We start from the raw sequence: 25,865 nt of genomic DNA on the forward strand, positions 1-25,865 counted from the left end.
AAAAAGGGGACCGTCGAGCCAAAGCCACCCTACGGGCGGAAGTTTCTCAAGGGAGAAGTGTTCGACAAGCGTGGTCCCCTTTTTGAAGTTCCGACTGGGCAGGCGTTGTCAAGGTCTGCGAGCCCTGTGCTTTTTCATCTCACCAGCTTTGTTCGTTTATCGGTACTTTCTAAAACTTGCATACAAAAGGAAAACCAGCCCGACGGATATGCCCGGGCTGGATCTGTTTGTTAATGATTCACAATTCCTACTCGCGTCCCGGAAGAAGCAAGGCTTCCGACTTCCTCGCAACCTTCCTTCCACAGCAAGTAACGAATACTGTCCGCCAGCGCTTCCCAGCTCGCCTCGATGACGTTGGTCGAGACGCCAACTGTGCTCCACTTTTCGCCGTTGCTCGAGGATTCGATCAGGACACGTACTTTTGCGGCTGTCGCGCCGTTTTCATCCAGGACACGCACCTTGTAATCTTCCAGCTGCATTTTCGCAATACAGGGATAGTAGCCCTCCAACGCTTTTCGCATTGCATTATCCAACGCATTTACAGGACCATTGCCATCTGCCGCCGTATGGACGGACTCTCCATTCACGCGCAGCTTCACGGTCGCCTCCGACGTGATCGATTGAACCGCTGCCTTTTCCAGCATGATCTTGAAGGAGTCCAACGTGAACAAGTTTTTCAGCTTGCCGGAGGCTTCCAGCAGCATCAAGGTGAGCGACGCCTCTGCCCCCTCGTACTGATAGCCTTGGAATTCGCGCTCTTTGATGTGTGTAATAACCTCTCTCGCCTTATCCCGATCCAGCGTAAGGTCGATCTCCAGCTCTTCCATTTTCGCGAGCAAGTTGCTCTGTCCTGCGAGCTCCGAGACGAGTACACGACGTTTGTTGCCGATGTTTTCCGGCTCGATGTGCTCGTACGTTTTCGGATCGCGCAGAACGGCGCTTACGTGAATACCACCCTTGTGAGCAAAAGCACTATACCCGACAAATGGCTGGTTGTTCGGCATCGTCATGTTTGCAATTTCCGCGACATAACGCGAAAGCTGCGTCAGCTCCTGCAATTGGTCACTGCTCACACAATGATAACCCAGCTTGAGTTGCAAATTCGGAACGACGGATATCAGATTGACATTACCGCAGCGCTCACCAATACCATTAATCGTTCCTTGTACTTGCTGTGCGCCTGCCTGGATCGCTGCTAATGCATTGGCAACCGCTACTCCACTGTCATTATGCGGATGAATGCCTACAGGAGTACGCAGGTGACCCACAGTCGTTTTGACAATATCATAGACTTCATGCGGCAGTGTACCGCCATTTGTATCACAGAGGACGATCCAGTCAGCTCCCGCTTCTTCAGCGGCTTCCAGGACCCGCAATGCGTAGCGCGGATTCGCCTTGTACCCATCGAAGAAATGCTCTGCCAAAAAGAGTGTCGTCAGTCCGTTTTCTTTTAAAAATGCGACCGAATCGGCGACCATGCGCACGTTTTCTTCCAACGTCGTCTTGAGAGCATCCGTCACGTGAAGGTCCCATGACTTCCCGAAAATAGCCGCTGCCGCGGTACCGCTTAAGATCAACGCTTGCAGATTATCATCCTCAGACGCAGCTACATTCGGTCTACAGGTGCTGCCAAAAGCCGTTATCTTTGCGTGCTGCAGAGGAATCTCACGGATACGTTCAAAAAACGCCATGTCCTTTGGGTTGCTGCCTGGCCAGCCGCCTTCAATAAAATCAATACCAAACTGATCCAGCCGCAGTGCGATCTTTATCTTGTCTTCTACCGACAGGCTGATCCCCTCTCCCTGCGTACCATCTCGCAGGGTCGTATCATACAGATACACCTTGCTATTCATGTTTCTTCTCCACCTGTTCCTTTATTTTTCTGAATAATCACATCATTCTAATCGTTTGACGTTTCTCAGTATACCATAGCCCAAATGGAAAGAAAACGCAGGAAAATAGAGGTTTTTTCTATGTCCGTGGGGTGCGGACAAATGCGACCGTTTGCTTGATCGCCGCTTCCAGCGGAGCCGATGTGCCCGCAAACGGATGACGCGTGTTAAATGTATGATCTCCGCCTTCTATCCAGTGCAGCTCGCTGTTTTTGGCAGCCTGATGAATTCGTTTGGCTCCCTCTACCAGACGGACATAATCTTTTTCTCCGGTGATGATGCAAAGTGGTTGGTCCATTGTGGCTACAGTCTCCAAAATATCGTACTTTTGGCGATTGTTGTCTACGTCCTCGATCACTGCTCTCGTAATCGGCATATTTTGACCCGTCCGCGCATTCGCTATGTACCCGACCCCTGTCTCTTCAATTTGTTGGCGCAGCTTCTCATCGAACAAATCAACATGGGCGATTCCGTTCCAGGTTACGATCCCTGCGACATGCGGGTTGTTCGCTCCGAAAAGAATCGCGTCGCCGCCGCCCTTGCTGTGTCCCAGGACGTACAGCTTTGCTTTGTCCACATAATCAGGCAAAGGGAGTTCTCCTGATACAATCCGTTCTGTCAAAGCTTGCAAATCCGCCAGTTCACGCGCATACGTGTTACGTCCGAACTTCTCCAGCTCGTCGAACTCCGTCAAACTCTCCCCTACGCCATTGCAGCTAAAATTGAAGCGGATCGTGGTGATTCCTTGCTTGGCCAGCTCATCGGCCACGTACGGAAAGCTTCCCCAATCCTTGAAGCCTTTAAAGCCATGGCAAAACAGGAGCAGCGGCTGTGCAGTCCCTGCCGTTTCGTCTGTATGAATGTCTCCGCGCAGCGTCAACTCCTCACCCAGTCTGATGGAAAATGATTGCTGTTTCATTGCGTTCACCTCTTGTGCCGTTTTTTATTATTATGCCGTGTCTTGTCACTTAATTATTGTAAAGTCTACACTTCCTATTTTGCACTATGTTTCTTCGTTACGTCTTTTGGAAACATACTTGCGCGTAGCGAGTGACGATTCAATCGAAACAACAACGGCTAGCATCATTCTGTTTCAATCCACACTCGCACATAGCGAGTGACTGAAAAAGCAATCAGCACGCAACGGTTTTCTTCTGTTTCAATCCACACTCGCGCATAGCGAGTGACGTACTGAAATCATGTTTCTGTGCTGGCGGCATGGTTTCAATCCACACTCGCGCATAGCGAGTGACTATTGCAATCCCCCCCATTATTGGACCAATATTAGGTTTCAATCCACACTCGCGCATAGCGAGTGACGAAAAATGTCATCGATTGGCGTGGCCATGTCTGGTTTCAATCCACACTCGCGCATAGCGAGTGACCCTACCTAAACAGCCGCAGTAAGCCGCCGAGCATGTTTCAATCCACACTCGCGCATAGCGAGTGACTGCCAGACGATTAATCCGTTGGTCCACGTATTTAGTTTCAATCCACACTCGCGCATAGCGAGTGACCTGAAATGGATGGGGCTACGTTTAAAACCTCAAGTTTCAATCCACACTCGCGCATAGCGAGTGACGCTTTCTACTGTACTACTGCCTCCTTTTGAAAGAGTTTCAATCCACACTCGCGCATAGCGAGTGACCTGCTACACTCAATGGAGCAACGTACACATCGGGTTTCAATCCACACTCGCGCATAGCGAGTGACGCTGCATTGGCTCCGTTTAATTGTTCACTTTTGTTTCAATCCACACTCGCGCATAGCGAGTGACGAACAATTGTATGATTGAGAAAAAGCGAGGTGATAGTTTCAATCCACACTCGCGCATAGCGAGTGACATGGAAAACGTGGAGCACCTAAACCTGATACACTGTTTCAATCCACACTCGCGCATAGCGAGTGACATGGATGCGGATAACGTTTGGAACGTAGAATTCGTTTCAATCCACACTCGCGCATAGCGAGTGACGCGTGCAGCCAAACCATTCAACCAGATGTTCAGGGTTTCAATCCACACTCGCGCATAGCGAGTGACCATAACACAACGGGAGGGATTGCCCATGGCAACGGTTTCAATCCACACTCGCGCATAGCGAGTGACTGACCTCCTCACCCCCTTGGGGCAAAAGTAAAAGGTTTCAATCCACACTCGCGCATAGCGAGTGACATGTCAGAATCCCCAGAACTCCCAGAAGAATCGTTTCAATCCACACTCGCGCATAGCGAGTGACGGCACAGAAACAGTAACCGCCATCTACGAAGGAAAGTTTCAATCCACACTCGCGCATAGCGAGTGACGTTCCCTTTGCCTCGTCGATATCCCGCCAAGAACGTTTCAATCCACACTCGCGCATAGCGAGTGACTGCCCAATCATTGCCCGAGAATTGTGATACGTAAGTTTCAATCCACACTCGCGCATAGCGAGTGACATACTAATCACAACCTCCCTGTCATATCTGCTAAGTTTCAATCCACACTCGCGCATAGCGAGTGACAGCACAACCAATAAACGCTTACCACATTTATGTTTTTTCTATTGAATCCGCGAACCTAATAAAGATGCGCTTAAATACCTTCAAATTTTCAAGCGCATCCTATCGCAAAACTAGCGGGATCGCTTTTGCGAACTACACTGGGATCAAATGTTCACTTGGGGTTCGCAGACCTTAGATCATGATAAAGCCCTCTGGATCGTAATTTTGATTTGCACCAATATGCTCTACTTTCCCTTTCCATTTTGCCCCCAGATGATAAAATCGCAAACTATCTGTTGCAGGATCAATAGTTCTTTGCAATTCAAATTGTAATTCTGTGAATTGTTGAGGATCGATCAGACATTCAAAGACAGAATTTTGTACACGTTGTCCATAATTTTCGCACAAACGAGCAACCTGGCGTAGCCTTCGCTGACCTGATGCTGTCTTTGTACTCACATCATAGGTTATTAGCACCATCATGAATTATCACCTACTACTTCCAAAAAAACGGAGGATAATCATCCAAATCACCTCGTAAGTATCTGGCTAACAACATTGCTTGAGAATACGGCAATAGTCCTATCGGAATCCTCTCATCAAAAAAGGGATGACGTATTTCATCTCTTTTACGCTGTTGCCATTCCGTAAGTACAGTTTTTCGCGCATCATCGGTTAAAAGAATTGCTCCTGATTCCTTTTCAATGAAGCTGTCAGGCGACAATTGCTGACGGTTAATTAGCGTCAACGCTATTCGATCAGCCAAATATACCCGAAATTCTTCCATAAGGTCTAAGGCTAAACTATTTCTTCCTGAGCGATCTCGATGTAAAAAACCAACTTGGGGGTCTAACCCTACTGATTCAATAGCATGTGTTACATCATTGGCAAGTAACGTGTACAAGAATGAAAGCAACGCATTCATCCGATCAGTTGGCGGTCTCTTTACTCTGCCCGGAAACGGGAAGAACTCTTTATTTACCAGAACCTGTTCTGAAATGATTGAGAAATAATCTCGAGCCGCAAGCCCCTCAACTCCACGTAATTGATCAAGTGTTTTACTTTTCCTGACCTCTTTTATTTGTCGTTCAAGGCTGCCGATTACCGCAGTACATTTTTCCTTGTCTATACGATCCGGGTAATCTCGTAACGTTCTTTGAATAGATGTTTTTGCATTTGCTATTTTCGCGTATAAGAAACGTTGGGCCATCAATAACGCTTTGTCATCCTGATCACTCCAACGATACTGTGTACGTCGCAAGTGTACATTACCTTTCGTTTCTCCTGTCACACGTGCTTTAAACTGACCATAAAGTGTCAAAAATACAAGAGAGACATTGTTATCCATGCAAAGTTGCATCGCATCTGGACTAACTCCCTTGTAACCGAATACAATGACAGATTCCAGATTTAAAATCGGCACTTGCAGCTCTTTCACACCATTTGCCCGTACAACCAGTGTTTCACCTTTTGCGCCGATACTCGCATCCTGCAAAGTCACATATAATGTGTTTAATAGACGTCTTATTTTTCATCCCCTCCAATGTGCTGCCTGATATAGGCAGCGGCTGATTTTGCCCCAGAAGCACTTAACTTTGGTTGACAAATGGTTAAAAGCGAGCACTGTTGGCAGTGTTTCTTGTACACAGCGCGAGGCGTAATCGTATTATCGAAATAATGGCGCATTTCCGTAACGAGCTCCTCTACACGTTGGCGATTCTGGTTAGTTAGCTCGATACTCTCTCGTCTTCGCTTCTCCGCGTAATAAATATTTCCAACCGGAATCTTTACATGAAGCATTTCTTCCAAACAGATCGCTTGCGCACATAATTGGACAACATCCCAATCCTCAGACTTGGGCTTACCTCTTTTATATTCAATCGGAACGACTGTCCAAAATCCTTCTCGTCCGTCTAATACAACAGTCTCTTCTGATTCATCTTTGACACGCCTGAACTCTACCATATCCGCGATGCCTCGGATTTTCAATTGCTCCGACAGGATTGGCATAGAACGGACAATCCGCAAGTTCCCTCTCGTTTCGTCAAAGCCATCCTCATCGACCCGGCGATGTACATGTTGTCCTTGTGTAGTCAATACATTTTCCTGCCATTGCTGTTCAATGTGAATCAATGCCCATTGCCGCTGACAAAAGGCAAAATGTTGTATACCGGAAATCATTAAGAAATCGTCTTCAGCCTTCCACATCTACCTTACCCCAGCAATCTACAACTTTTCGTCAATCGTTACTCCAGAAGGAGCCTGTCCGATTACAACCTCATAATCGTCAAAAGAACGGGCAAGATCAACGTCAGGTTTGCGAGAAACCTTCACCAATTGAAACAGTTTATGTGCCGGAGCATTCCCTAAAGCAGTCGCATGTTCAAAGACAATCAGCTTTTGGGCTGCCATTTTGCCCTTGGAGGCGGATCGATCATGGTCAAACATATTCACAAGCGCGATCCACAATTCATTTAAATCTTCCTCGCTAAAATTGGTCTGATTTGCCAATGGCGCAGATACATACCCTTCCATACGATAAAGCCCATAAGGAACGATGCTCTTCCTTCCCATCGTACGCTCTTTATCCGCATCTTTTTCGTTCGTAACAGCCATCCGGGTAATTGTTACTTCTTGTGGAGAAATGGGATCAATGCTTTTCGAAAAACTAAACTGGACAGGTCCACGTACTTGGCCGCAATTCACTCCTGTAGTCATAACTGCGCCAAACGTTCGGATATCATAATATTTGTCGCACATCCAACGTGTAAGCGTAAGTTGGTCACTCTTTTTCTTTGCTTCCATTTTGTCTTGTTTATTTTCTTTCAACTCGATATCCGGATTGTTTAAAAATGCTTCTTTATTTAAATTATTTAATACTGCTGATTCCTTTATATAAATTTCAAATGACGGTTCCCCGCTCTTGGCTAACTCTATATAATTTCTGACTTTTCTTTTCAAACACACATCCGTAACTAGACCGCAACCCGTTTCAGCATCCAACCGCGGCATATTCCCAGCATCTGGATCACCATTTGGATTCCCATTCTCAACATCAAACAGCAAAACAAATTCATAGCGATTTGTCAGTGCTTTTTTTTCAGTCATTTTATCGTCCTACTTTCCTTATATTTTGGATTATTGGTCTGCTTTTGCGGTGTACATTTCTTGTCGTTGATGATAGTATCCAAGCGCAAACATTCCTTGTTCCTCGAGTGTCAATCGCTTCGGAAATTGTTCAGGTAATGAGTTCATTACTTCTGCAATTCGCTGGTCATTATTTCTCCCCCATTTTTCGTCTTTGGAAATGTGATGCTGAGATAATTTTAGTAATCGCGGAAAAACGTTTGCCGGAGTAGCTGTTGCTGCCCCCCAATATCGGTCACGGATGGTAGCATTGATCCCTTGCCCTAAAGCACTCACCTGTGTTTTCTCCAGACATGCGAACAACCTGCCCAAATGATATGGGACACTCTTTGATTGTCGATTCAGAGTCATTGTCAGTTCCCCTTCCATATTAATTTTACAAGCCCGATAATAGCGAATTAAATAAGCCTTGATCATGGCTGCACGAACGGCGCCAATTTTGTATAATCCTTTTTTGGGATCATCGGATTCGGAACGAATACGATTCATTAATTGAGCAAATATTGATCGTGAGTAAGGGTGACCAAGTAAAATCGCTCGAAGCATTTGACCTTCCATGTTAGGAGGAATATTTCCCCACTCATGACCAACAGCAATTTCTCTTAGCAGTTCTTTAATAGTTGGGCTACGATCTAAGCCATCAATGGACAAATCGTGATAATGCCGCCACATCCTTTCACCAATTTCCCCAAGAGATCCTGTGTACCAAAAACGGACCGATAATCTGGCCGCATTTGGAGAAAGCCCTAACACATAAAAAGTCGTGTTTACATCTAGATCATGAAATGTATCTCTAAATTGTTGACCTTGTCGTATTCGAACTACTGCACTTTTTACCCTCTCCCTGATACTTTCTTCATCTGTTTGTATATGGTCAGCTTCCTCTTTGAATTCCTGAAATAGACTGGATAGCAAATCCTGCTCATTCATTTTTGGTGATTCCGTCCAAAAGACAACTGTCGTATCATTGATCCGGACTTTATGATCTGGGTCTGCCAAAAATCGATTGAGTACATACCCGTATGCGTCTACTGCCTTTTGCGAGGTGGGGGCATTATATGATTGTTCTCGTCCAAAGGAGCAAAATGACGGAATATTGAATGAAACAATGGCTGCACCAGATGATTGAGCACCTGTAACATTTTTTATGCTTGGGTGAAGGCGAGCAATTTTGTCTGTAGAAATTTGTTCTCCAGTCAGTAAACACATCTGAATTTTTGCACTATCTTCATTTGCTCGCAAACGTGTAAAATAATTTTCCCACGCTTGTTGAATCACTGGATCATCGTGAAAGAATTTCCCCGTTGGAGCAAACTTCAACACACACATGCCGCCAGTCTTCAAGGACTCTTGTAATTCCGGGTCAGATATTAGCTGAAGTTGCTCCACTAGTTGTGCGGTAGAGAGTTCCAAAAAAGCATGCAATGCTAGAACCTCATCTGATTCTGTCCCAGTATTCGCCAATACTTTGCTCCATAATTGTTTCAGTCCATCCCGACACGCTTCCCGTAAAGATATAGCATAGCCAAACAAATACTCAGCCTTTTCACACAAAAAATAGGGATTTACTCCAGAGCCAGACCTTTTATCCTGTTTCGGTACGTTGTATGTCTGTTTGTCTACCTTCCCTTTTTCATTTACATATGGAATGATCGAAACAACATGCCCCCGCTCGTCCAACTGAATCTCGAATGATACAGTCGCAGACGTATACTCATCCCGCGGCATACTGTCCCCTTCTCTTTCCAGCAGCAATTGATAATATCGATGCAACGCCTGTAAGATCATCGACTCACCTCTATTCCAATTTCGGTACTTCAATGACACTGTCTACCATACGTGCACGGAAGAAATGCGGAACTACTTCTTTCGGCTCTCCTTTTGCATCAACGTGAAAGACTTGGTCGAGCAGCATATACCCCAAATCTTTCACACCTGGATGTACATTTTCGTATGAAACCAGACCGCCTTCCAACAATTCAAAATGTGCCTGAAATTCCCTGCATCCTAAATAGGGACGGTGGAAACATTGGCCTTGCCTCGCCCTTCGCAAGAAAACGTTGTAATGCTTTTCTGGTGTGTCTTCTGCACCTCTTAGCTCCGTCATTTCAAAGTGAGCTTCGATAATGTACTCCACATTCTTCAATACCATGGAAGCACGCTGTTGACGCTCTTCTGTTACATAGATGGACGCTTTTTTTACAGAAGCTTTCGACTCTACTTCATTTCTGCGAATATTTTCAAAACGGATTGGATTAACCACATGAATTTTATCAATTACCCAACGAATCGCCGGCTTCCAGTGAATTGCTTCCACAATTCCACGAGCAGCAGAGGGCGTTATCACGTCATAACTTACACGCTCCACCTTCATCTCCGGACGCGTAAAGCATGCGTACTCTCCCCAAACCCGTAATTTTATGCCATAGCCCATTGAATCCACTCCTAACTAAAATAGCAAAACGTCCATTTCTGGTTCTTCAGTGGCTGCTAACAGTCCCGTCTGCGAATGATAATACCCATTTTCTAACAGAAGCAAAACACCTTCCACGTTCATAAGCAACTGCTTGTTTAGGAACTCTCTGTATTCATGTTGATAAATTTGAACCGTATAAGGCTGCAATTGACGCATCACCTGTAACGGATAAGGATTGGTCCTTAACTGCTCAATCAATTGCAGAGCATGGGAATCATAAGGAACGACTATTGCTTTCATTTGTCCGTCAATGAACATAAAATCTTCTGCAATGTCCTCGAATGGAATTTCCAAATTGGTATTTTTACTTCTCAGCAACTTCATAATTTGTTTCGAATCCGTCACTTGCTCCACTCTACCATCACATATTCCGTGAATTCGTTCAAAATAATTCCGGATACTGGATAAAGACAGTGGCGATCCCTCATGGAATTTGATCGTATTCTGTGCTTCTGTCACCGTTTCTTTCAGCCATCCTCTTGACGGCATACCGTGTTTTTCAGGATAAAATACGATTACTCTTCCAGACTCACGACGACCTTCTCGATTACAACGACCCGCCGCCTGCGCAATGGAATCCAATCCAGCATAGGCACGTAGTACTTTAGGAAAATCTAGATCGACTCCTGCCTCTATCAACTGAGTGGATACTAATCGGCAAGGCTCCTGATTTTTCAAGCGTTCAGAGACTTCTGCAATGATTTCGGAACGATGTCTCGCACAAAGTCTCCCGCTCAAATGATAGAGTCCTTCTACGTTGCGTTCCGATAGTTGTTCAAACAATACCTTGGCATGTTTGCGCGTATTCACAATACAAAGAGCTTGCTCTGCTTCCAACATCCACTCTACAATTTTGTCATCAGCAGTCACCTGATTATCGCTACCGCTTACTTCAACCTCCACACGTTTAAATACTTCCACCAACTCAGAAGGTGTTGGCGTATCCATTATTTCTGTTACAAGTATTCCCAAGCCAAACCACGATGGCTGGGTGGCTGTACAGAGAACTACAGAACATCCATACGCCGCAATCAATTCTTGCAATGCCTTCATGCAAGGCTTCATGTAACCCCGTGGGAGACTCTGAGCTTCATCAATGATGATCACAGAGTTCGCGATATTGTGAAGTTTTCGCAACTTACTGCGTTTATTGGAAAACAGAGATTCAAAAAATTGTACAGAAGTGGTCACAATTACAGGTGAGTCCCAATTTTCCGAACTTATTTTCAATCGCCGCGCTTCATCTGCTCCATAGTTTTCTTCATATTCTTCCTGGTTAAAGTTGCTATGATGCTCCAACACAGCGTCATTGCCAAGAACTGTTCGAAATAGCTCTGCGTTTTGTTCAATGATACTTGTAAAGGGGATGACGTATATGATTCTACGCTTGTCGTATGCAGCCGCATGCCGCAGAGCAAAGGCAAGTGATGATAGAGTTTTACCGCCCCCTGTGGGGACCGTTAGTGAAAATAATCTTGGGGCAGTTTCTGCCTGACGCTCACATGTAGCTAATATTTGCTGTCTCATTTGGTTGATTCTTGTATTCTGGATACTTTGAAGCTTTTCGTACATATATTTTTCAAATCTTCCGTTCATCTCGGTCATAGAAATCGCTTGTCTCATACTAAGCGATTCAAGGTCTTCCCGATTACAATAGTCTCTGGTATCAATCGAATCGGCGTCAACTAAACAAGAATAAAGCATTCTTCCTAAAAAACTATAATTCCAACCCAAATCTTCCTTTCTCCACCGGGAAACAAGATCAACTTTTTCATTAGACCAATCTCGCTCAGTGATTTCTATTTCCCTCCATGAGTTAGACCAGTCCGGAATCGTCTCCATTCCCAAACGGTATTTTAAGGTTCCTGCTTCATCCATTGTCCCATAGTTTTGTAATCCACCATGATGTCCAGCTATGATATGTGCAAGTAACCTAGCCATCCAATGATCAAACTTGGTCTCCCCCAAATATTTGCGTATCACTTCACTTTGTACAATCCATTTCGCTCCTGCTGTTGAATGATCGACCCGAATATTTGCACCACGAATACGTTTTTGAAACTCGGATGAATATTTGCCAATGTCATGCAATATTCCGACTAGATAGCCCAAGTACCCTGCACCAAAAACTTCGGCCGCATGCATACTTTGTTCAGCAACACCTTCAAGATGGACCTTCAACAATTGAAATTGTTGATCATCTCTAGAGTGAGCGTAGTAGTTCACTAATATCGCTCCTTTAAAACCTTGGAATAGGTTCTACCAGTAACAATAACATTTTTCCCTTATTTTCCCTATTTTTCTACATTATCAACTAGCTATGTAAAAGAGTCAAACAAGGAAAGTGACAGCTGATTGAAATGAATATTCTTAAAAAAGAGACCTTCCTCAATGGAAGATCCCTTAGTCGGTCAGATTGCTCTTATTTACGAGATACAACGCATACTCCAACGGTCTGCGAATCGCCATCGCATATCGCTCATACTGGCGCATCTGCTTAAAAATTTCTCTGCCTGGCTTCGGATTGATTTCGATAATCCAAATCTTCCCGTGAACATCAATCCCCAAATCAAACCCAAACTCCATCATCTGGCCGAAATGCTCTTCAATCCGTGTAACGGTCTTGATCGCAAGCTCCTTGCATTCCAGTACAATCCGCTCGGCCTCTTCATGACCAAATCGCTCGATCAAGAAGGAAATCGCAGGCAAAGCCTTTCCCCCTCCGTGCAAATTGGAGGTAGAGGATTGAGTCGGCCCTACACGAATGCCCATCCCGGTCAAGCACCATTTACCTGTTCCATCCTTTTGCACGAGCAAGCGAGCATCCACAGTTCGATTGGGAATGAGCGATAGCTGCAACCCCTGCTGGAGAAAAAATTGCTCGTTTCCGTTCTTCTCATTCTTCATCCAATGCTCCAGCCTCTCGCATACCTCTCTGAGAGTCGCTAGTTTTTCGCAGCTTTTGGCTTGCTGCTTCGTCCTACCATGCAAAAGGTAGCGTCCTGCTTTTTTCTCCACACGAAGAATGCTTCTGCCTCCTGAGCCGTTCGTCGGCTTGAGATAAACCTGACGATGGTCTGCAAACATCGAAGCAAGCGTTTTTCTGTCGTAAGGGAGTGTTTCAGGAAGCCAACGCTGAAGCTCTGGGTCTTGTATCAAAATCTGGTGAACAACAAATTTGTTCGAGAAGCGATTATTCGCATAGCGGAACCAGTTTTGCTTGCGAAATGGCAAATAGGCACGGTGCTTGGGCAATGGATAGTAGCGATAACGGTCGATAACGATATCCGGCCAGGCGAACCGCTCCCTTTTCCACTTATTTCCTTCTGGTACATATCCGTTGATTCGCCGCTCCGAAAAACGGACATCCTGTGGACTGAACAAAAAAACCTCTACGCCCATCTCTCTTCCTTCTTGGACCAGCCTTCGAAAAAAGCCGGGCTCAACAAAGCCTGATTCTCCTCGGTAGGTCAGTACGCCAATCCGTATTCTCACCGAAAGGCAACTCCCTCCCTTGTTCGATTTTCTAGCCAGCCTCGTATAGCTTATGGCTGAAAGCAAAAAAAGCGCCTTTGTCCTTTGTAGGCAAAAGCGCATCTTTCATGAAGATTCCTATTGTTGATGTTCCAAATAGTGCAGCGCCGTTCGTCCCAAGAGCTCGCCTGCGATCAGCATGGCATCCTCGTCAATATCAAAACGGGGATGATGATGGGGATATGTCGCCAGTTTGTCCGGATTGCCTGCCCCTACGAACAGGTAAGCACCAGGCACCTTTTCCAAGTAGTAAGAAAAGTCCTCGCCACCCATCAACGGCTTCATCTGCTCCACACGCTCAGGCCCAAATGCTGCAAGAGCTGCTTCATGTGCGATCGCTGTTTCTTTTTCATGGTTAATGACGGCTGGATATCCACGATCATAGACAACTGTCGCGCTGCCTCCCATCATGGCAGCTGTCCCCTCCGCGATTTCTTTCAAGCGCTGCTCCGCACAATCTCGGACGTCTGGCAAAAAGGTGCGGACCGTCCCCGTCAAACGGCAGTTATCAGCGATGATGTTCGTGCTGTCTCCGCCATTGAATGTTCCTACGGTCACCACCACACTGGCCAACGGGCTGACATTGCGGCTGGCAATCGTTTGCAGATTACCGACGATTTGCGAACCGATCACGATGGAGTCGACGGTTTCTTCCGGAACGGCACCGTGTCCTCCTTTTCCTTTGATCTCGATGGAAAAGTCGTCGGTATTCGCCATGAGCGGACCTGCACTAATGTAGACCTTCCCCACGGGGAACATGGACCAGAGATGAACCCCAAAGATCGCGTCGACACCATCTACAGCACCATCCTGGACCATTTGCGTAGCTCCGCCCGGATTTTCCTCTTCCGCATGCTGAAATACAAAGCGAATTTCACCGGCAAACTGCTCACGATGTGCTGCCAAAACAGCAGCGAGTCCTAACAGCTGAGAAGTGTGCGCATCATGTCCGCACGCATGCATGACACCGGGTACGGTAGATTTATACGGCACCTCTTTTTGATCCTGAATCGGCAGCGCATCGAAATCGGCACGCAAGGCAACGATCTTACCCGGGCGCCCTCCGCGCAAAACACCGATGACTCCGCGACCGCCAACTCCTGTCCGAACCTCGTCGAAGGCAAGTCCTCTTAAAATTTCGGCAATTAAGGCTGGTGTTTTCTCCTCTTGAAAGGATAACTCGGGATGCTGGTGCAGATGACGCCTCCAGCTAATGATCTGTGGCTCCATCTCTTTTAGCAGCTCTTTCAATTGTTCCTGCAAGGCCATGGTTTTTACTCCTTCCACTGGATGCACTATTCTTCTCTCATCATAGCAGAATCATGTGCAATATGGGGAGCTTGACTAATCAAGCGCGAGCATGCTTCGTTTTCGCTTCTCAAAAACAGCAAAGTGCGTATATCCTACCCTTTTCAACTGTAATCGAGCCTCGTCCAACTGCTGACCGACGTGATCAGGTGCAGTAGCACTAGACGCCAGTGTAATAGGCACCTCATTCTGGAACAAGATTTCCAGAAAACGATAGCTCGGCGAAAATTCTCGGAGCTGCTTCGACAAACCGTAGCCTGTATTGATTTCCGTTGCCATCCCCCTGCGTCTGAGAGCCCGAGCCACCCGCTGATAATATGGCAAAAGCGCGGTTTCATCCGGTCTTGCTCCGAACGACTTGATGCCATCAATATGGGCGATGACATCGAACAACTGGGATTCGATTGCCTGCTCCAGCTTGTCAAAATAACGGCTGTACAAACCGATTAGCTCCTGGCGGCTAAAGCGCTCTTGTGCATCCTGAATCGGATAGCCCCAGCCCTCAAGGAAATGCACGGCTCCCATGCACACATCCCACGGATATTGATTGATGACATGCCGCAGCGTATCTTCTCCACCTGAAAAGTAGTCCATTTCAATCCCGACTCGCAGGTCAATCCCCTCATCCTCCCAGCGCAGTCGCTCCTTCTGAAGGAAAACAACAAAACTGTCCAGCGACTCGTTTGCGACTTGATTCAGCCATCTGCGCTGCGCAGTCCCCAAGCGATCTGAGCCGATGTGTACATGCTGTTCGTAGTAAGCGCGATACTCAAGAAACCGGTATAAGTGCTCCACCACGCAAACCTGCTGGATGCCCGCCTGTTTCGCACGTAATCGATACAATTCAAGCCAATCCCGCGAATAAGGGCCCTGCTGAAGTCGTTCTGACAGCCCTTGGACCAGCATGCTTGCCCATTTTCGGCTTCCCTTCACTTCGTCCTGCTCCACAAGAGGACCCAATGAATCTGCCTGCTTGAGCAACCAGTCCAGCGAATACGGTCCCTCTTCCAAATGGACGTGAAAGTCTACCTTCATCCTGATCACCTCCTTGGTTTGTCCCTGCCTAGTTTCTATAGTTTGTATGCAGCAGGTCCAATACATATGTCGGGTAATCACATGACCAAATACCCAGTGATAGGAGAATAAACAAGAACCAAAAAATGCCTCCGTATCGAGGCATTTTAAGTAATCAACTATTTTTCCGCTCATACACGCAAAACGTATGCGGATGAACGTTTTTCTCATCCACGATCCCTTCACGCTTGTCCACCAATGTATACGCGTCGCGATCCCAAGCCGGGAAAAACGTATCGCCATCTGTTTCCAAATCGATCTCCGTAATGTACAGACGATCAACGACATCGAGGAACTGGCGATAAATTTCTGCGCCACCAAAGATGATGACATCACCCATGGCGAGCACTTCATCCTTCGTATGGACGACCTCGACACCTTCAGGGTGAAAGTCCAGGCTTCTGGTCAGGACGACATTCCTGCGGTTAGGTAGCGGCTTGCCGATCGATTCGAACGTTTTGCGGCCCATCACGATCGTTTTGCCTGTCGTTAGTTCCTTCACATTCTTCAAGTCGGCAGGAAGATGCCAAGGCATGTCGCCATCTTTTCCGATCACTTGGTTGCGTGCATACGCTACAATCAGACTGATCATACGGCCACCTCGCCTTTAATATGCGGATGGGATTCGTAGCCGACGATTTCAATATCTTCGTATTTGAAGTCAAAAATCGAAGTAACTGCTGGATTGAGCACCAGCTTCGGCAGCGGCTTCGGCTCGCGAGTAAGCTGGAGTTTTACCTGCTCGATATGGTTGAGATACAGGTGGGCATCTCCAATTGTATGAACAAAATCGCCTACTTCAAGCCCGGTGACATGCGCCACCATATGCGTCAGCAATGCGTAGGAAGCGATATTAAACGGCACACCTAAAAACGTGTCGCCACTGCGCTGATACAGCTGGCAGGACAGCTTGCCATTCGCTACGTAAAACTGGAACAGCAGGTGACAAGGCGGCAATGCCATCTTGTCCAATTCAGCCGGATTCCACGCACTTACGATCAAGCGGCGAGAGTCCGGATTGCGTTTGATCTCATCGATGACCCATTGAATCTGGTCAACTGTTTTGCCGTCGCGTCCCGTAAAGGAGCGCCATTGGCTTCCGTATACCGGGCCCAAATCTCCGTTTTCATCCGCCCATTCGTTCCAAATCCGCACGCCGTTTTCTTGCAAGTAACGGATATTGGTATCGCCTGATAAAAACCAGAGCAATTCGTGGATGATCGATTTCATATGCAGCTTTTTCGTCGTAACCATCGGAAAGCCTTCACTCAGGTCAAAACGCATCTGATGCCCAAAAACACTGGTCGTCCCGGTGCCTGTCCGATCCTCTTTTGTGACACCCTCATCCAAAATGCGCTGGCACAAATCCAGGTATTGTTTCATCGTCCATCTCCCCTTCCATCTCATCTATTTTACCTGACCCAGACAAAAAGGAAAGATCGGAATGTCATGATATAATGAACTGGATAAATGTAGAAAGCGGGACTCGTGATGGATGGCATAACTTCTGTGGCTGCAAAGCCCTTATATAAACAAATAGCAGAACAAATCGAACAAAGAATGAGCAGTGGTGAATTCGGTCCTGGCAGCTACTTACCCTCAGAGCGCACGCTGGCCAAGGAGCTGAACGTCAACCGTTCCACCGTCGTCGCAGCATATGATGAGCTGCAAGCAGCAGGCATGATCGAGCGCATACAAGGTAGCGGCACCATTGTCAGCCAAGATATTTGGGGACTGGCACGCACCCGAGTCCCTAACTGGCGCCACCTTACCGAGACAGGCTCTTTTCGCCCGAATTTACCCCTGATTCGCAAAATTCGCCGCGAGACACAAGAAAATGACTTGATCGATCTGGCGAGTGGAGAGCTTTCTACCGATCTCGTCCCCCATCAGACTCTTCAACAGCTCATGACAGCCGATGACTTCCCTGCTCATCTCGGCTATGAGCATCCGCAGGGCAACTGGGCTTTACGCGAAACATTGAGTCTCCATATGAAAAAATGGCGGAGCATCGATGCAGCTGCTACCTCGATCATGATCACGTCAGGGGCGCAACAGGCTCTTCATTTGGTCGTACAGTGCTTGTTGAAGCCCGGCGATGCGATTGCCATTGAGGAGCCGTCTTATTGCTACTCCTTGCCGCTTTTTCATTCCGCTGGCTTGCGTACTTTCTCGCTGCCTGTTGATCGGGACGGTATCGATCCCAAACAACTGGCCCAGCTACACCGCCAGCATCGCATCAAGATGGTTTTTCTCAATCCGAATTATCAAAACCCGACAGGGACACTGCTTTCATTGGAGCGGCGCCATGAATTGCTCGCCTTCTCCTACGAAAACGGGATTCCGATTATCGAGGATGATCCGTACAGCTTGACCAGTTTTTCGAGAGAACCAGTCCCTACCTTAAAATCACTGGATCAGCACGGAACGGTTCTGTACATCAGCTCCTTGACCAAAATCGTTGCCTCTGGTCTGCGAATTGGCTGGATCGTCGGGCCCCCGACCGTCATAGAAAGGCTGGCAGATGCGAAGCAGCAGTTTGATTTTGGACACAGTATCTTTCCTCAATGGCTAGCGAATCGCTTTCTTGGATCGCCTCAGTTTGCGGAGCACATCGATCTTTTGCGAACCGAGCTGTCCTTGCGACATGATCAACTGTTTTTCTCGCTTCAAGACAAGTTCGGTGAGCAAGTGGAAATGGTCGGAACAGAAGGCGGTATTCACCTGTGGTGCAAGTTCAAAGGGGACTGGAGTGGGGAACGTCTTCTTACTGAATCGGTCAAACGGGGAGTTGTCTTTGTTCCCGGACATCTTTTCGGGGCAAAGCAAGGATTTGTACGCTTCACCTTCGGCAGATGTACCATCGATCAGATTCCAGAAGCTGTTTCGCGCTTTGCTGATGCATTCCTCGCAAGTGGATGGGCAAAATAATCCCCAAGTGGATGGCAACATTTTTGTACGGGCAGTATATGATCGAAATAAGCTACCGTATGCATCCTTGTGTATATCCCGCAGGGTGACTGTTCCATACAGAAAGGACGATTGGCTGTTATGAGTATTATGCCATTTATTATTGCCATTATTGTACTTGTTATTATAGGTCTCATCGTTACGATTAGAATCGGTATTAACCCAAGTGAATCCAAAGAGCGGGGCTTTAAACAGCGTTCTCGCAATCTGTTGATCATCTACGGCTTCATTACGATTGCTCTGATCATTGCCTTGTCAGTCTTTCTTTACAACAACCTTTGATCGATCAAAAGCTCAACTTGTCATAAATAAAGACGCCGTCTGCCTTGTACAGGTATGACGGCGTTTTTCAATCGAAGGAAGTCCCTCGTCATGTATTCTTATAAGAAAATGCCCTTTCTTACCCGAGCTTTCGCGCTACATTCGCGGCTTGGAGCCCCCGCTGTCCATTCACGATCTCAAAGACCACCTGCTCGCCTTCCTCCAAATTCCGGTAACCTGACCCCGTAATCGCCGAATAGTGTACGAAGACATCAGGTCCCCCATCGCGCTCAATAAAACCATAGCCCTTTTCTTTACTGAACCATTTCACTTTCCCTTGAATCATTGTGTTTCCTCCCTGTAATCAATGCAGCTCTTACGCTTACCCCATCATATGCGGATGCGAAGTAAGTGGATATACGGTAAAATAAATAAAGTAAGAATCGTCACGCCAGAAAGGAGTGAACTACATGAAAAAAACAATTATCGTTGCATGCGCGCTGCTGCTCACTGCTTGCTCCGAAATTTCCGAAGGGGTCCAAACGGCCCAGCAAGCAGTAGAAACAGGTCAGCAAGCGATTGAAGCTGGCAAACAGGCTGTCGAAGCTGGTCAGCAAGTACTGGAAGCCGGCAAGCAGCTGGCCGAGACTGAGGTCGCCCAACAGCTACAAGCATACCTCCAGCAAAAATACGAATCCTCTGAACAGCTGCGTAATGCCATGTTCAGTGGAGATGGTCAATTGCTCGTGGAACAATTGCAAAAGACGGAGCTAGCGAACTTCAGCTTCTACAAATCTGACATATTCGGGGTTGAATATACAGGCACACTCTCTGCCGATGGTACTTTCAAAGTGCTCAAGCACGATTTGAAAAATCCCGGTACAGAGCCTACTGTCGTGAAGGAATTCAAGGTAACACTCGACGGAAATGGTCAGGTGCAAGTACAGTAGCTTCCCAAATATTTCAAGAAAAGCCTGCGATCAATGATTGCGGGCTTTTTCGTGTTGCTAAAAAACTTTTTATTGAGGCTCTACAAAATTTTCTGTGTTTCCTTATAGATTTTTATTTATGGGCATGATAATGTGTAAAGTGTTCATATAAAGTTCATAAATATTAAACACAACAAGAGGTGCTGCTAACAATGAATATGCTGCTCACATCTATTATTGTGTACATGGCAGGTATGCTTTTAATCGGCTATTATGCCTACAAGCGTACCTCCAATCTGACCGACTATATGCTCGGCGGTCGTTCTCTGGGACCAACTGTAACCGCTCTCAGTGCCGGTGCCTCCGACATGAGTGGCTGGTTGATGATGGGCTTGCCAGGTGCCATGTTTGCCCAAGGTCTTAGCGCCTCCTGGATTGCCATTGGTCTGACTCTCGGCGCATATGCCAACTGGCTGTATGTCGCTCCCCGCCTTCGTTCGTACACGGAGGTTGCGAACAACTCGATTACGATTCCTGCTTTTTTGGAAAATCGTTTCGGGGACAGCTCTCGTATGCTTCGTCTCGTCTCTGCTCTTGTTATTATGATCTTTTTTACCTTCTACGTCTCATCTGGTCTCGTTTCAGGTGGCGTGTTGTTTGAAAACACCTTCCACCTCAGTTATCAAACCGGTCTATGGATCGTCGGTTTGGTCACCATTGCCTACACGCTATTTGGCGGCTTTCTCGCTGTAAGCTGGACGGACGCTGTTCAAGGACTCATCATGGTCATCGCTCTCATTCTCGTTCCACTCGTTACCGTCCTTACAGCAGGCGGATTGGGAGAAACGTTTACCGTCATCCGTACAGTCGATCCCTCTTTGCTCGATATTTTTAAAGGGACGAGCCTGCTCGGCATCATTTCCTTGTTTGCATGGGGGCTCGGTTATTTCGGACAGCCTCACATTATCGTTCGCTTTATGGCAATTACTTCCACGAGTGAGATTAAAAAAGCACGCAGCATCGGCATGGGCTGGATGATTTTCTCTGTCGCTGGGGCCATGCTGACAGGTTTGGTAGGTATCGCCCTGTTCTCCAAGCAAGGCTGGACGTTAAGCGATCCTGAGACGATTTTCATCCAGTTGGGCACCATCCTGTTCCACCCGCTGATTACAGGCTTCTTGCTGGCAGCGATTTTGGCAGCGATCATGAGCACGATTTCCTCTCAGCTGCTTGTTACGTCGAGCTCCTTGACTGAGGATATTTACAAAACATTTTTCAAGCGTTCTGCGACCGACAAAGAACTGGTCACCTTTGGCCGTCTGTCCGTTTTGCTCGTATCTGTCGTCGCCTTTTTGCTCGCCTTGAATAAAAATGACACGATCCTCGATCTGGTCGGATATGCGTGGGCTGGATTTGGTGCTTCGTTTGGGCCTGTCATTTTGCTCTCCCTCTACTGGAAGCAAATGAACAAATGGGGCGCACTTGCAGGCATGGTCGCTGGAGCTCTTACCGTTATCATCTGGACCCGTTTTGATGTGCTGAAGGACTTCCTCTATGAGATGGTTCCCGGCTTTGCCATTAGCCTGCTCGCCATCGTGGTTGTCAGCCATTTGACCAGTAGACCTTCGAATGAGGTAACCACTCAGTTTGATGAGTACCAAAAAAGCATGAAATAATCCTTGCTGCTAAAAGCCAAGCAGCCTATGTGCTGGACAAATGACTTGTCCTACGTCATAGGCTGCTTTTTTCTATTGAAACTATTTGAGACACTCATCGTAAATCATCCATAACCTCGCAAAAAGGAGGGCGAAAAACTGATGCTGATGATGTCCGGCTTGATTATTGGCATATCTCTTTTGATTATTGGCATGCTCGGGATCGCTTGCTACCGCTTTTTTATCCAAAAGAAACCGATCGAGCATTACTACACCCCGCTGGATCGCGTTTTCGGGCAAACACCAGTTGAATTCCATGAGCAAAAGATCGAGAAAAAAGAATCGGAGGAAGACGAAGGCGACGACAAGGATAAAAACGAGAAGATCCGGCAAAAGCACAGATCATAACGAAAACCAAGCTTCTGCCAAACGACTGATTCCTACCCCAATGTCTTGTTCCTCCACTCCACCAAATCCAACAATGATTCGCGGTCGTGAGTTCGTCGGATCATGGGCCCAGTTATGGCCGCTCGGATATACGCGAACATCGGCCGCACGCGCAAGCTCGATCAGCTCCTTCTCCGTTCGGGAAGTATCCACCAAAAGCAAAATATGCAGCCCTGCTGACTGTCCCAATACTCGTACTTCCGAGGGCATGTAGGCCTGTATCGCCCGAAGCAGTGCATCATGCTTGCGGTGATAGACGGTGCGCATTTTTCGGACATGCTTTTCCCAGTACCCCTTTTGCATGAACAACTGTATACTTCTTTGCAAATGACGGGAAACCGGAGAAGGATACGCCTGGAATGATTCCAAATATCGTCCGAGCAATTGCCCCGGCAGTACCATATAATCCAGGCGCAATGCTGGTGAGAACGCCTTAGAAAAATTGCCGATATAAACAACGCATCCATCCCGATCCATTCCTTGCAAAGATGGCGTAGGGTGTACATTGTAGCGGAATTCGCCATCGTAATCGTTTTCGATGATGATTCCGTTTTTTCTCTTTGCCCATTGCAGCAATTGCTGACGTTTGCTGATCGGCATGACCATCCCATACGGATATTGATGGGCCGGGGTTGTGTACACGACCGTTGCGTTGCTTTTCTCCAAGGCTTCAATGGACAGCCCCTCTTCTGAAAGCGGTATCGACACGACCTCGTACCCGTGATGCGAAAAAACGATTCGGGCGTCTGCATATCCAGGCTCCTCAATCGCAACCACATGATGCCGATCCGCCAAGAGTAGACATAGAAAGCTGAGAGCCTGCTGCAATCCGGTGCCAATGATGATTTGCTCTGGCCGACAAATGAGAGTACGGGCTCTGCGCAAATATCCGCTTAGCTCTACTCGGAGCTCCCATTCGCCTTGATCATCCCCGTAAAAGGCAAAATCCTCGGGATAGACATCCAGCGCCTCCAGCATGCAGGAGCGCCATGCAGCGTACGGAAAGTGCTTCGTATCAATGACAGAGCCGTGGAAATTGAAGCGACAAGTGAAATGCTCCCCTTTTTTCTTTTTCAAGATGGACGAATACAAGGCAATCTCCTCATCCTGATCCATTGGCTCAGACCATCTATCAATCTCGGCAGCATAAAAGCCGCTTCGCTCCCGGCTCACGATGTAGCCTTCTGCGAGCAGTTGCTGATAGGCTGCCTCAATCGTATTTTTGCCGACTCCGCTTGCTTTCATCAACTGACGGATCGACGGCATCTTGGTTCCGGACGGTATTTCTCCTGATGCAATCCGTTTGCTCAATTGCTTGTATAGCTGCTGATACAAAGGCTCTTTGCTCTGTGCATTCATGATCGGCATGTACTCCATCAGCGGCACTCCATTCTGTACCCATCCGACTCTCTCAAACTGTCACTATGTATAGGAGCAGTTCTCTTTTACAATGATTGTACCAGATTCACCCACATGAAAGGAGAACGAGTCATGAGCATTCATTTGCAAGGAGAAAAGGTAGTACTGCGAGATATTCGAGCAGAAGATATTGATACAATCTACTACTGGAAATACGAATCAGAGGATCGGGAGCATCTCAATTGGAATGGTCCCTACAAACCGCTTGATCCGTACACAAAAGAAGAGTATCGTGCCCTCCCACTTCACCAGGAGTCTCTTGCTCTTGTCGGGACGGATGCACCAAGAACCGAGCTAATGATTGAGATTGACGGCGAGCTAAGAGGCAGTGTGGGTCGCTACTGGGTATCCGAAGAGACGAACTGGTGCGAAATCGGAATCGTCATTTACGACTCCCGCTACTGGCAGAACGGCTATGGCCGGGAAGCGTTTCGGATGTGGATCGACTACTTGTTTGCCCACATGGATACTGTCCGTCTAGGCATTGGTACCTGGTCCGGCAACGAGCGGATGATCAAGTTGGCTGCTCATATGGGAATGGTAGAGGAAGCGCGGGTACGTAAGGCAAGGATCGTTCGCGGTGAATATTACGATGCGATTAAGATGGGGATTTTGCGAGAGGAATGGGAGAATCGGAAATGAAAAAGGGCAATCCCTGGTCTGAACAAGACGTAGGGACTGCCCTTTTTATTTGTAGGAAAATTTATTACTCCAACTCAGCCGCCACACGACTTACTTTTGCAGCCAACGCGTCGAGATCGAAGACATTTCTAGGGCTGTAAACACCTGCCGCTTATGATACGTTGGCTAGCTGCTTTGCACGCACATCCCCTTTTCCTATACTTGCAAAAGCGTTGTCGCACGCTGCGTCTTGAACGCTTACAAATCTATCAGCAGCTCTACGCCCAGTTGAAAAGCAACCAGTCAAAGATAGCGTGTATAATGATGAATTCATGTTTGATGGTTTTACGCTCCTTAAAGACAACACGCTCAATTCCATACTGGCGTTCATTGGTTGGCGGCATGATTTTATCGATCGCCTTATCATTTATAAAATAACAATAATTTGCATATATTCAAACTTATGATAAACTTCAGACTGTAAATATTTACATTATATTCCTTTTCAAAACCTTAAGGTACTAGAAATTAATTCATTTGAGAGGAGTGAAGTTTGTAACTACATGGCACTAGTAGTACAAACGAGATACGTGATAAAAAAAATACTTTGGGTTAAATTACTACTGATTTTTGGTTTATTCTTTTCCAACTCTAATAGTGTGTTTGCCAATGAGGAAATAGTAGAGAAGCAACAAATTCAACGAAGTGACATCGAGGCATTCATTGCTGGCATCTCTGAAGAAGATTTTGAAGAAAAACCGCAAAGAATCCAGATGGTAGAAGAAATAAAAGATTATATGAATGAACAGGATGTATACTATTTCGAAGATGTTGCATCAATAATTGATAAACATCAGCCTAAACGAACATCTAACATGAAAGCAAAACAATCAGAGGATATTAACTATATCGACTTGCAGGAAGACTTTGCAAGAATAGATGCGCTTGCACAAGAATACTACGAATACTATCAAATCCATCAAAGCTTCCCAGAGGAAAATATTAGCTTGTGAAGTTCTATGTCAGAAAGTGCTGCAATAAAGGCTCTAGGCAACGCTGGACTTAAAATGACGGAACGCCAATTAGCAGCTCGATTGGTTACATTAGGAGCTCTGGCAGCAATTGATGGCCCTCTGCCTGTGGGAGACTTTGTGGCGTTAGTTACAGGTGCCATTATTGTGAGTGAGTATTTAGATAACTATATAGAAAACCAAGCAGCCTTAGAGAGAAATATTAGAGAGAATGAAGGACGTTCTTATGCCCGAGTTATCACAGACAGTGTAACAATGACTAGTGAAATTGCTGATGAGATTAAAAATAATAATGTTAAACACTTTCGAGCACGTTTGAATAGTTCTGGTGGAGTCCTCGTTACTACACCACTATCCCTTACAGCAGCTAGACTGGCGGCAAAAGATGAGGAAGAAACATTCAGTGTTAGGAAGAGCCGAGCAGAAGACGTAGTAACGCAAACTGGGTATAAGAATATTCACCATCAAGCACATTATTTTTCTAGCCGTGGAACTCGCCCAGCTAATCTCCCTCACTATCATCTGCTAAAAAAAAGAAACGATAATTGGGAACAAATGGATGGTCATCATTTCTACCCTTGGAAATCTATGGGTTGATCCTTTTTGACGTAACTGTATTT

The 25,865-nt window shown here is 46.6% G+C and carries 24 protein-coding genes and 1 CRISPR repeat array; of the genes, 8 read left to right on the top strand and 16 right to left on the bottom strand.

Annotated features, from left to right (window positions below; genetic code table 11):
- Positions 1–230: 230 nt before the first annotated feature.
- The 14 genes from cimA to AB1L17_RS07285 form a co-directional block, all read right to left on the bottom strand.
- The gene (gene cimA, locus AB1L17_RS07220; protein ID WP_412846218.1) at positions 231–1,853 is read right to left on the bottom strand and encodes a citramalate synthase; all 1,623 of its coding nucleotides are present in this window, start codon (positions 1,851–1,853) and stop codon (positions 231–233) included.
- Between the two features lie 118 nt (positions 1,854–1,971).
- Positions 1,972–2,811: an alpha/beta hydrolase gene (locus AB1L17_RS07225; protein WP_412846219.1), complete on the bottom strand. Its 840-nt coding sequence runs from the start codon at positions 2,809–2,811 to the stop codon at positions 1,972–1,974.
- A gap of 171 nt (positions 2,812–2,982) precedes the next feature.
- A CRISPR array of direct repeats spans positions 2,983–4,394; the repeat unit is 32 nt; unit sequence GTTTCAATCCACACTCGCGCATAGCGAGTGAC.
- A gap of 171 nt (positions 4,395–4,565) precedes the next feature.
- Positions 4,566–4,856 carry a CRISPR-associated endonuclease Cas2 gene (gene cas2 / locus AB1L17_RS07230; RefSeq protein WP_412846220.1) on the bottom strand — a complete coding sequence of 97 codons (291 nt, stop codon included), beginning with the start codon at positions 4,854–4,856 and terminating at the stop codon, positions 4,566–4,568.
- Positions 4,857–4,869: 13 nt separating this feature from the next.
- A complete protein-coding gene (gene cas1c, locus AB1L17_RS07235) occupies positions 4,870–5,901 on the bottom strand; it encodes a type I-C CRISPR-associated endonuclease Cas1c (RefSeq protein WP_412846307.1) in 1,032 nt (343 codons plus the stop codon).
- Entirely contained in the window at positions 5,898–6,581 is a 684-nt protein-coding gene (gene cas4 / locus AB1L17_RS07240) for a CRISPR-associated protein Cas4 (RefSeq protein ID WP_412846221.1), read from the bottom strand. Before cas4 ends, cas1c begins: the two co-directional genes overlap by 4 nt.
- An 18-nt stretch (positions 6,582–6,599) precedes the next feature.
- Positions 6,600–7,481, bottom strand: coding sequence for a type I-C CRISPR-associated protein Cas7/Csd2 (gene cas7c / locus AB1L17_RS07245; RefSeq protein WP_412846222.1), 882 nt, complete (start codon positions 7,479–7,481; stop codon positions 6,600–6,602).
- 30 nt (positions 7,482–7,511) lie between these two features.
- The gene (gene cas8c, locus AB1L17_RS07250; RefSeq protein WP_412846223.1) at positions 7,512–9,308 is read right to left on the bottom strand and encodes a type I-C CRISPR-associated protein Cas8c/Csd1; all 1,797 of its coding nucleotides are present in this window, start codon (positions 9,306–9,308) and stop codon (positions 7,512–7,514) included.
- 10 nt (positions 9,309–9,318) lie between these two features.
- Entirely contained in the window at positions 9,319–9,954 is a 636-nt protein-coding gene (gene cas5c / locus AB1L17_RS07255; RefSeq protein ID WP_412846224.1) for a type I-C CRISPR-associated protein Cas5c, read from the bottom strand.
- Between the two features lie 15 nt (positions 9,955–9,969).
- Positions 9,970–12,222 carry a CRISPR-associated helicase Cas3' gene (gene cas3 / locus AB1L17_RS07260; RefSeq protein ID WP_412846225.1) on the bottom strand — a complete coding sequence of 751 codons (2,253 nt, stop codon included), beginning with the start codon at positions 12,220–12,222 and terminating at the stop codon, positions 9,970–9,972.
- 177 nt (positions 12,223–12,399) lie between these two features.
- A complete protein-coding gene (locus tag AB1L17_RS07265; protein WP_412846226.1) occupies positions 12,400–13,491 on the bottom strand; it encodes a YheC/YheD family endospore coat-associated protein in 1,092 nt (363 codons plus the stop codon).
- A 117-nt stretch (positions 13,492–13,608) separates the two neighbouring features.
- Positions 13,609–14,799 (bottom strand): M20 metallopeptidase family protein, encoded by a 1,191-nt coding sequence (locus AB1L17_RS07270; RefSeq protein ID WP_412846227.1) that lies wholly within the window; start codon positions 14,797–14,799, stop codon positions 13,609–13,611.
- 75 nt (positions 14,800–14,874) lie between these two features.
- Entirely contained in the window at positions 14,875–15,873 is a 999-nt protein-coding gene (locus AB1L17_RS07275; RefSeq protein ID WP_412846228.1) for a histidinol phosphate phosphatase domain-containing protein, read from the bottom strand.
- Between the two features lie 154 nt (positions 15,874–16,027).
- Complete coding sequence (locus AB1L17_RS07280; protein WP_412846229.1) at positions 16,028–16,504, bottom strand: dihydrofolate reductase; 477 nt, start codon at positions 16,502–16,504, stop codon at positions 16,028–16,030.
- Positions 16,501–17,295 (bottom strand): thymidylate synthase, encoded by a 795-nt coding sequence (locus AB1L17_RS07285; RefSeq protein ID WP_412846230.1) that lies wholly within the window; start codon positions 17,293–17,295, stop codon positions 16,501–16,503. Before AB1L17_RS07285 ends, AB1L17_RS07280 begins: the two co-directional genes overlap by 4 nt.
- A gap of 108 nt (positions 17,296–17,403) precedes the next feature.
- Here AB1L17_RS07285 and pdxR (AB1L17_RS07290) point away from each other — a divergent pair, with 108 nt between their 5' ends.
- Both pdxR (AB1L17_RS07290) and AB1L17_RS07295 read left to right on the top strand, forming a co-directional pair.
- Positions 17,404–18,843, top strand: a complete 1,440-nt coding sequence (pdxR, locus tag AB1L17_RS07290; protein WP_412846231.1) for a MocR-like pyridoxine biosynthesis transcription factor PdxR — start codon at positions 17,404–17,406, stop codon at positions 18,841–18,843.
- Positions 18,844–18,963: 120 nt separating this feature from the next.
- Positions 18,964–19,164: a hypothetical protein gene (locus AB1L17_RS07295; RefSeq protein ID WP_412846232.1), complete on the top strand. Its 201-nt coding sequence runs from the start codon at positions 18,964–18,966 to the stop codon at positions 19,162–19,164.
- A 118-nt stretch (positions 19,165–19,282) separates the two neighbouring features.
- On the opposite strand, the gene AB1L17_RS07300 is transcribed toward AB1L17_RS07295, so the two are convergent.
- Positions 19,283–19,489 carry a cold-shock protein gene (locus AB1L17_RS07300; RefSeq protein WP_412846233.1) on the bottom strand — a complete coding sequence of 69 codons (207 nt, stop codon included), beginning with the start codon at positions 19,487–19,489 and terminating at the stop codon, positions 19,283–19,285.
- A gap of 124 nt (positions 19,490–19,613) precedes the next feature.
- Between AB1L17_RS07300 and AB1L17_RS07305 the strand changes: the two genes are divergently transcribed.
- The 3 genes from AB1L17_RS07305 to AB1L17_RS07315 all read left to right on the top strand — a co-directional run bounded on the left by AB1L17_RS07305 (position 19,614) and on the right by AB1L17_RS07315 (position 22,135).
- Complete coding sequence (locus AB1L17_RS07305) at positions 19,614–20,093, top strand: outer membrane protein assembly factor BamD (RefSeq protein ID WP_412846234.1); 480 nt, start codon at positions 19,614–19,616, stop codon at positions 20,091–20,093.
- Between the two features lie 191 nt (positions 20,094–20,284).
- On the top strand, positions 20,285–21,748 hold the full coding sequence (gene putP, locus AB1L17_RS07310) for a sodium/proline symporter PutP (RefSeq protein WP_412846235.1): 1,464 nt from the start codon (positions 20,285–20,287) through the stop codon (positions 21,746–21,748).
- A gap of 141 nt (positions 21,749–21,889) precedes the next feature.
- Positions 21,890–22,135 (top strand): DUF3951 domain-containing protein, encoded by a 246-nt coding sequence (locus AB1L17_RS07315; RefSeq protein ID WP_412846236.1) that lies wholly within the window; start codon positions 21,890–21,892, stop codon positions 22,133–22,135.
- Here AB1L17_RS07315 and pdxR (AB1L17_RS07320) read toward each other — a convergent pair.
- Positions 22,130–23,551 (bottom strand): MocR-like pyridoxine biosynthesis transcription factor PdxR, encoded by a 1,422-nt coding sequence (pdxR, locus tag AB1L17_RS07320; RefSeq protein WP_412846237.1) that lies wholly within the window; start codon positions 23,549–23,551, stop codon positions 22,130–22,132. The genes AB1L17_RS07315 and pdxR (AB1L17_RS07320) overlap by 6 nt on opposite strands.
- Positions 23,552–23,665: 114 nt before the next feature.
- On the opposite strand from pdxR (AB1L17_RS07320), the gene AB1L17_RS07325 reads away from it, so the two are divergent.
- The 3 genes from AB1L17_RS07325 to AB1L17_RS07335 all read left to right on the top strand — a co-directional run bounded on the left by AB1L17_RS07325 (position 23,666) and on the right by AB1L17_RS07335 (position 25,842).
- Positions 23,666–24,235 (top strand): GNAT family N-acetyltransferase, encoded by a 570-nt coding sequence (locus AB1L17_RS07325; protein ID WP_412846238.1) that lies wholly within the window; start codon positions 23,666–23,668, stop codon positions 24,233–24,235.
- 542 nt (positions 24,236–24,777) lie between these two features.
- The gene (locus AB1L17_RS07330) at positions 24,778–25,227 is read left to right on the top strand and encodes a hypothetical protein (protein ID WP_412846239.1); all 450 of its coding nucleotides are present in this window, start codon (positions 24,778–24,780) and stop codon (positions 25,225–25,227) included.
- A gap of 6 nt (positions 25,228–25,233) precedes the next feature.
- On the top strand, positions 25,234–25,842 hold the full coding sequence (locus AB1L17_RS07335; RefSeq protein ID WP_412846240.1) for a hypothetical protein: 609 nt from the start codon (positions 25,234–25,236) through the stop codon (positions 25,840–25,842).
- Positions 25,843–25,865: the final 23 nt, after the last annotated feature.

It is taken from the genome of Brevibacillus jepli, assembly GCF_047229145.1.
Taxonomy (GTDB): Bacteria; Bacillota; Bacilli; order Brevibacillales; family Brevibacillaceae; genus Brevibacillus.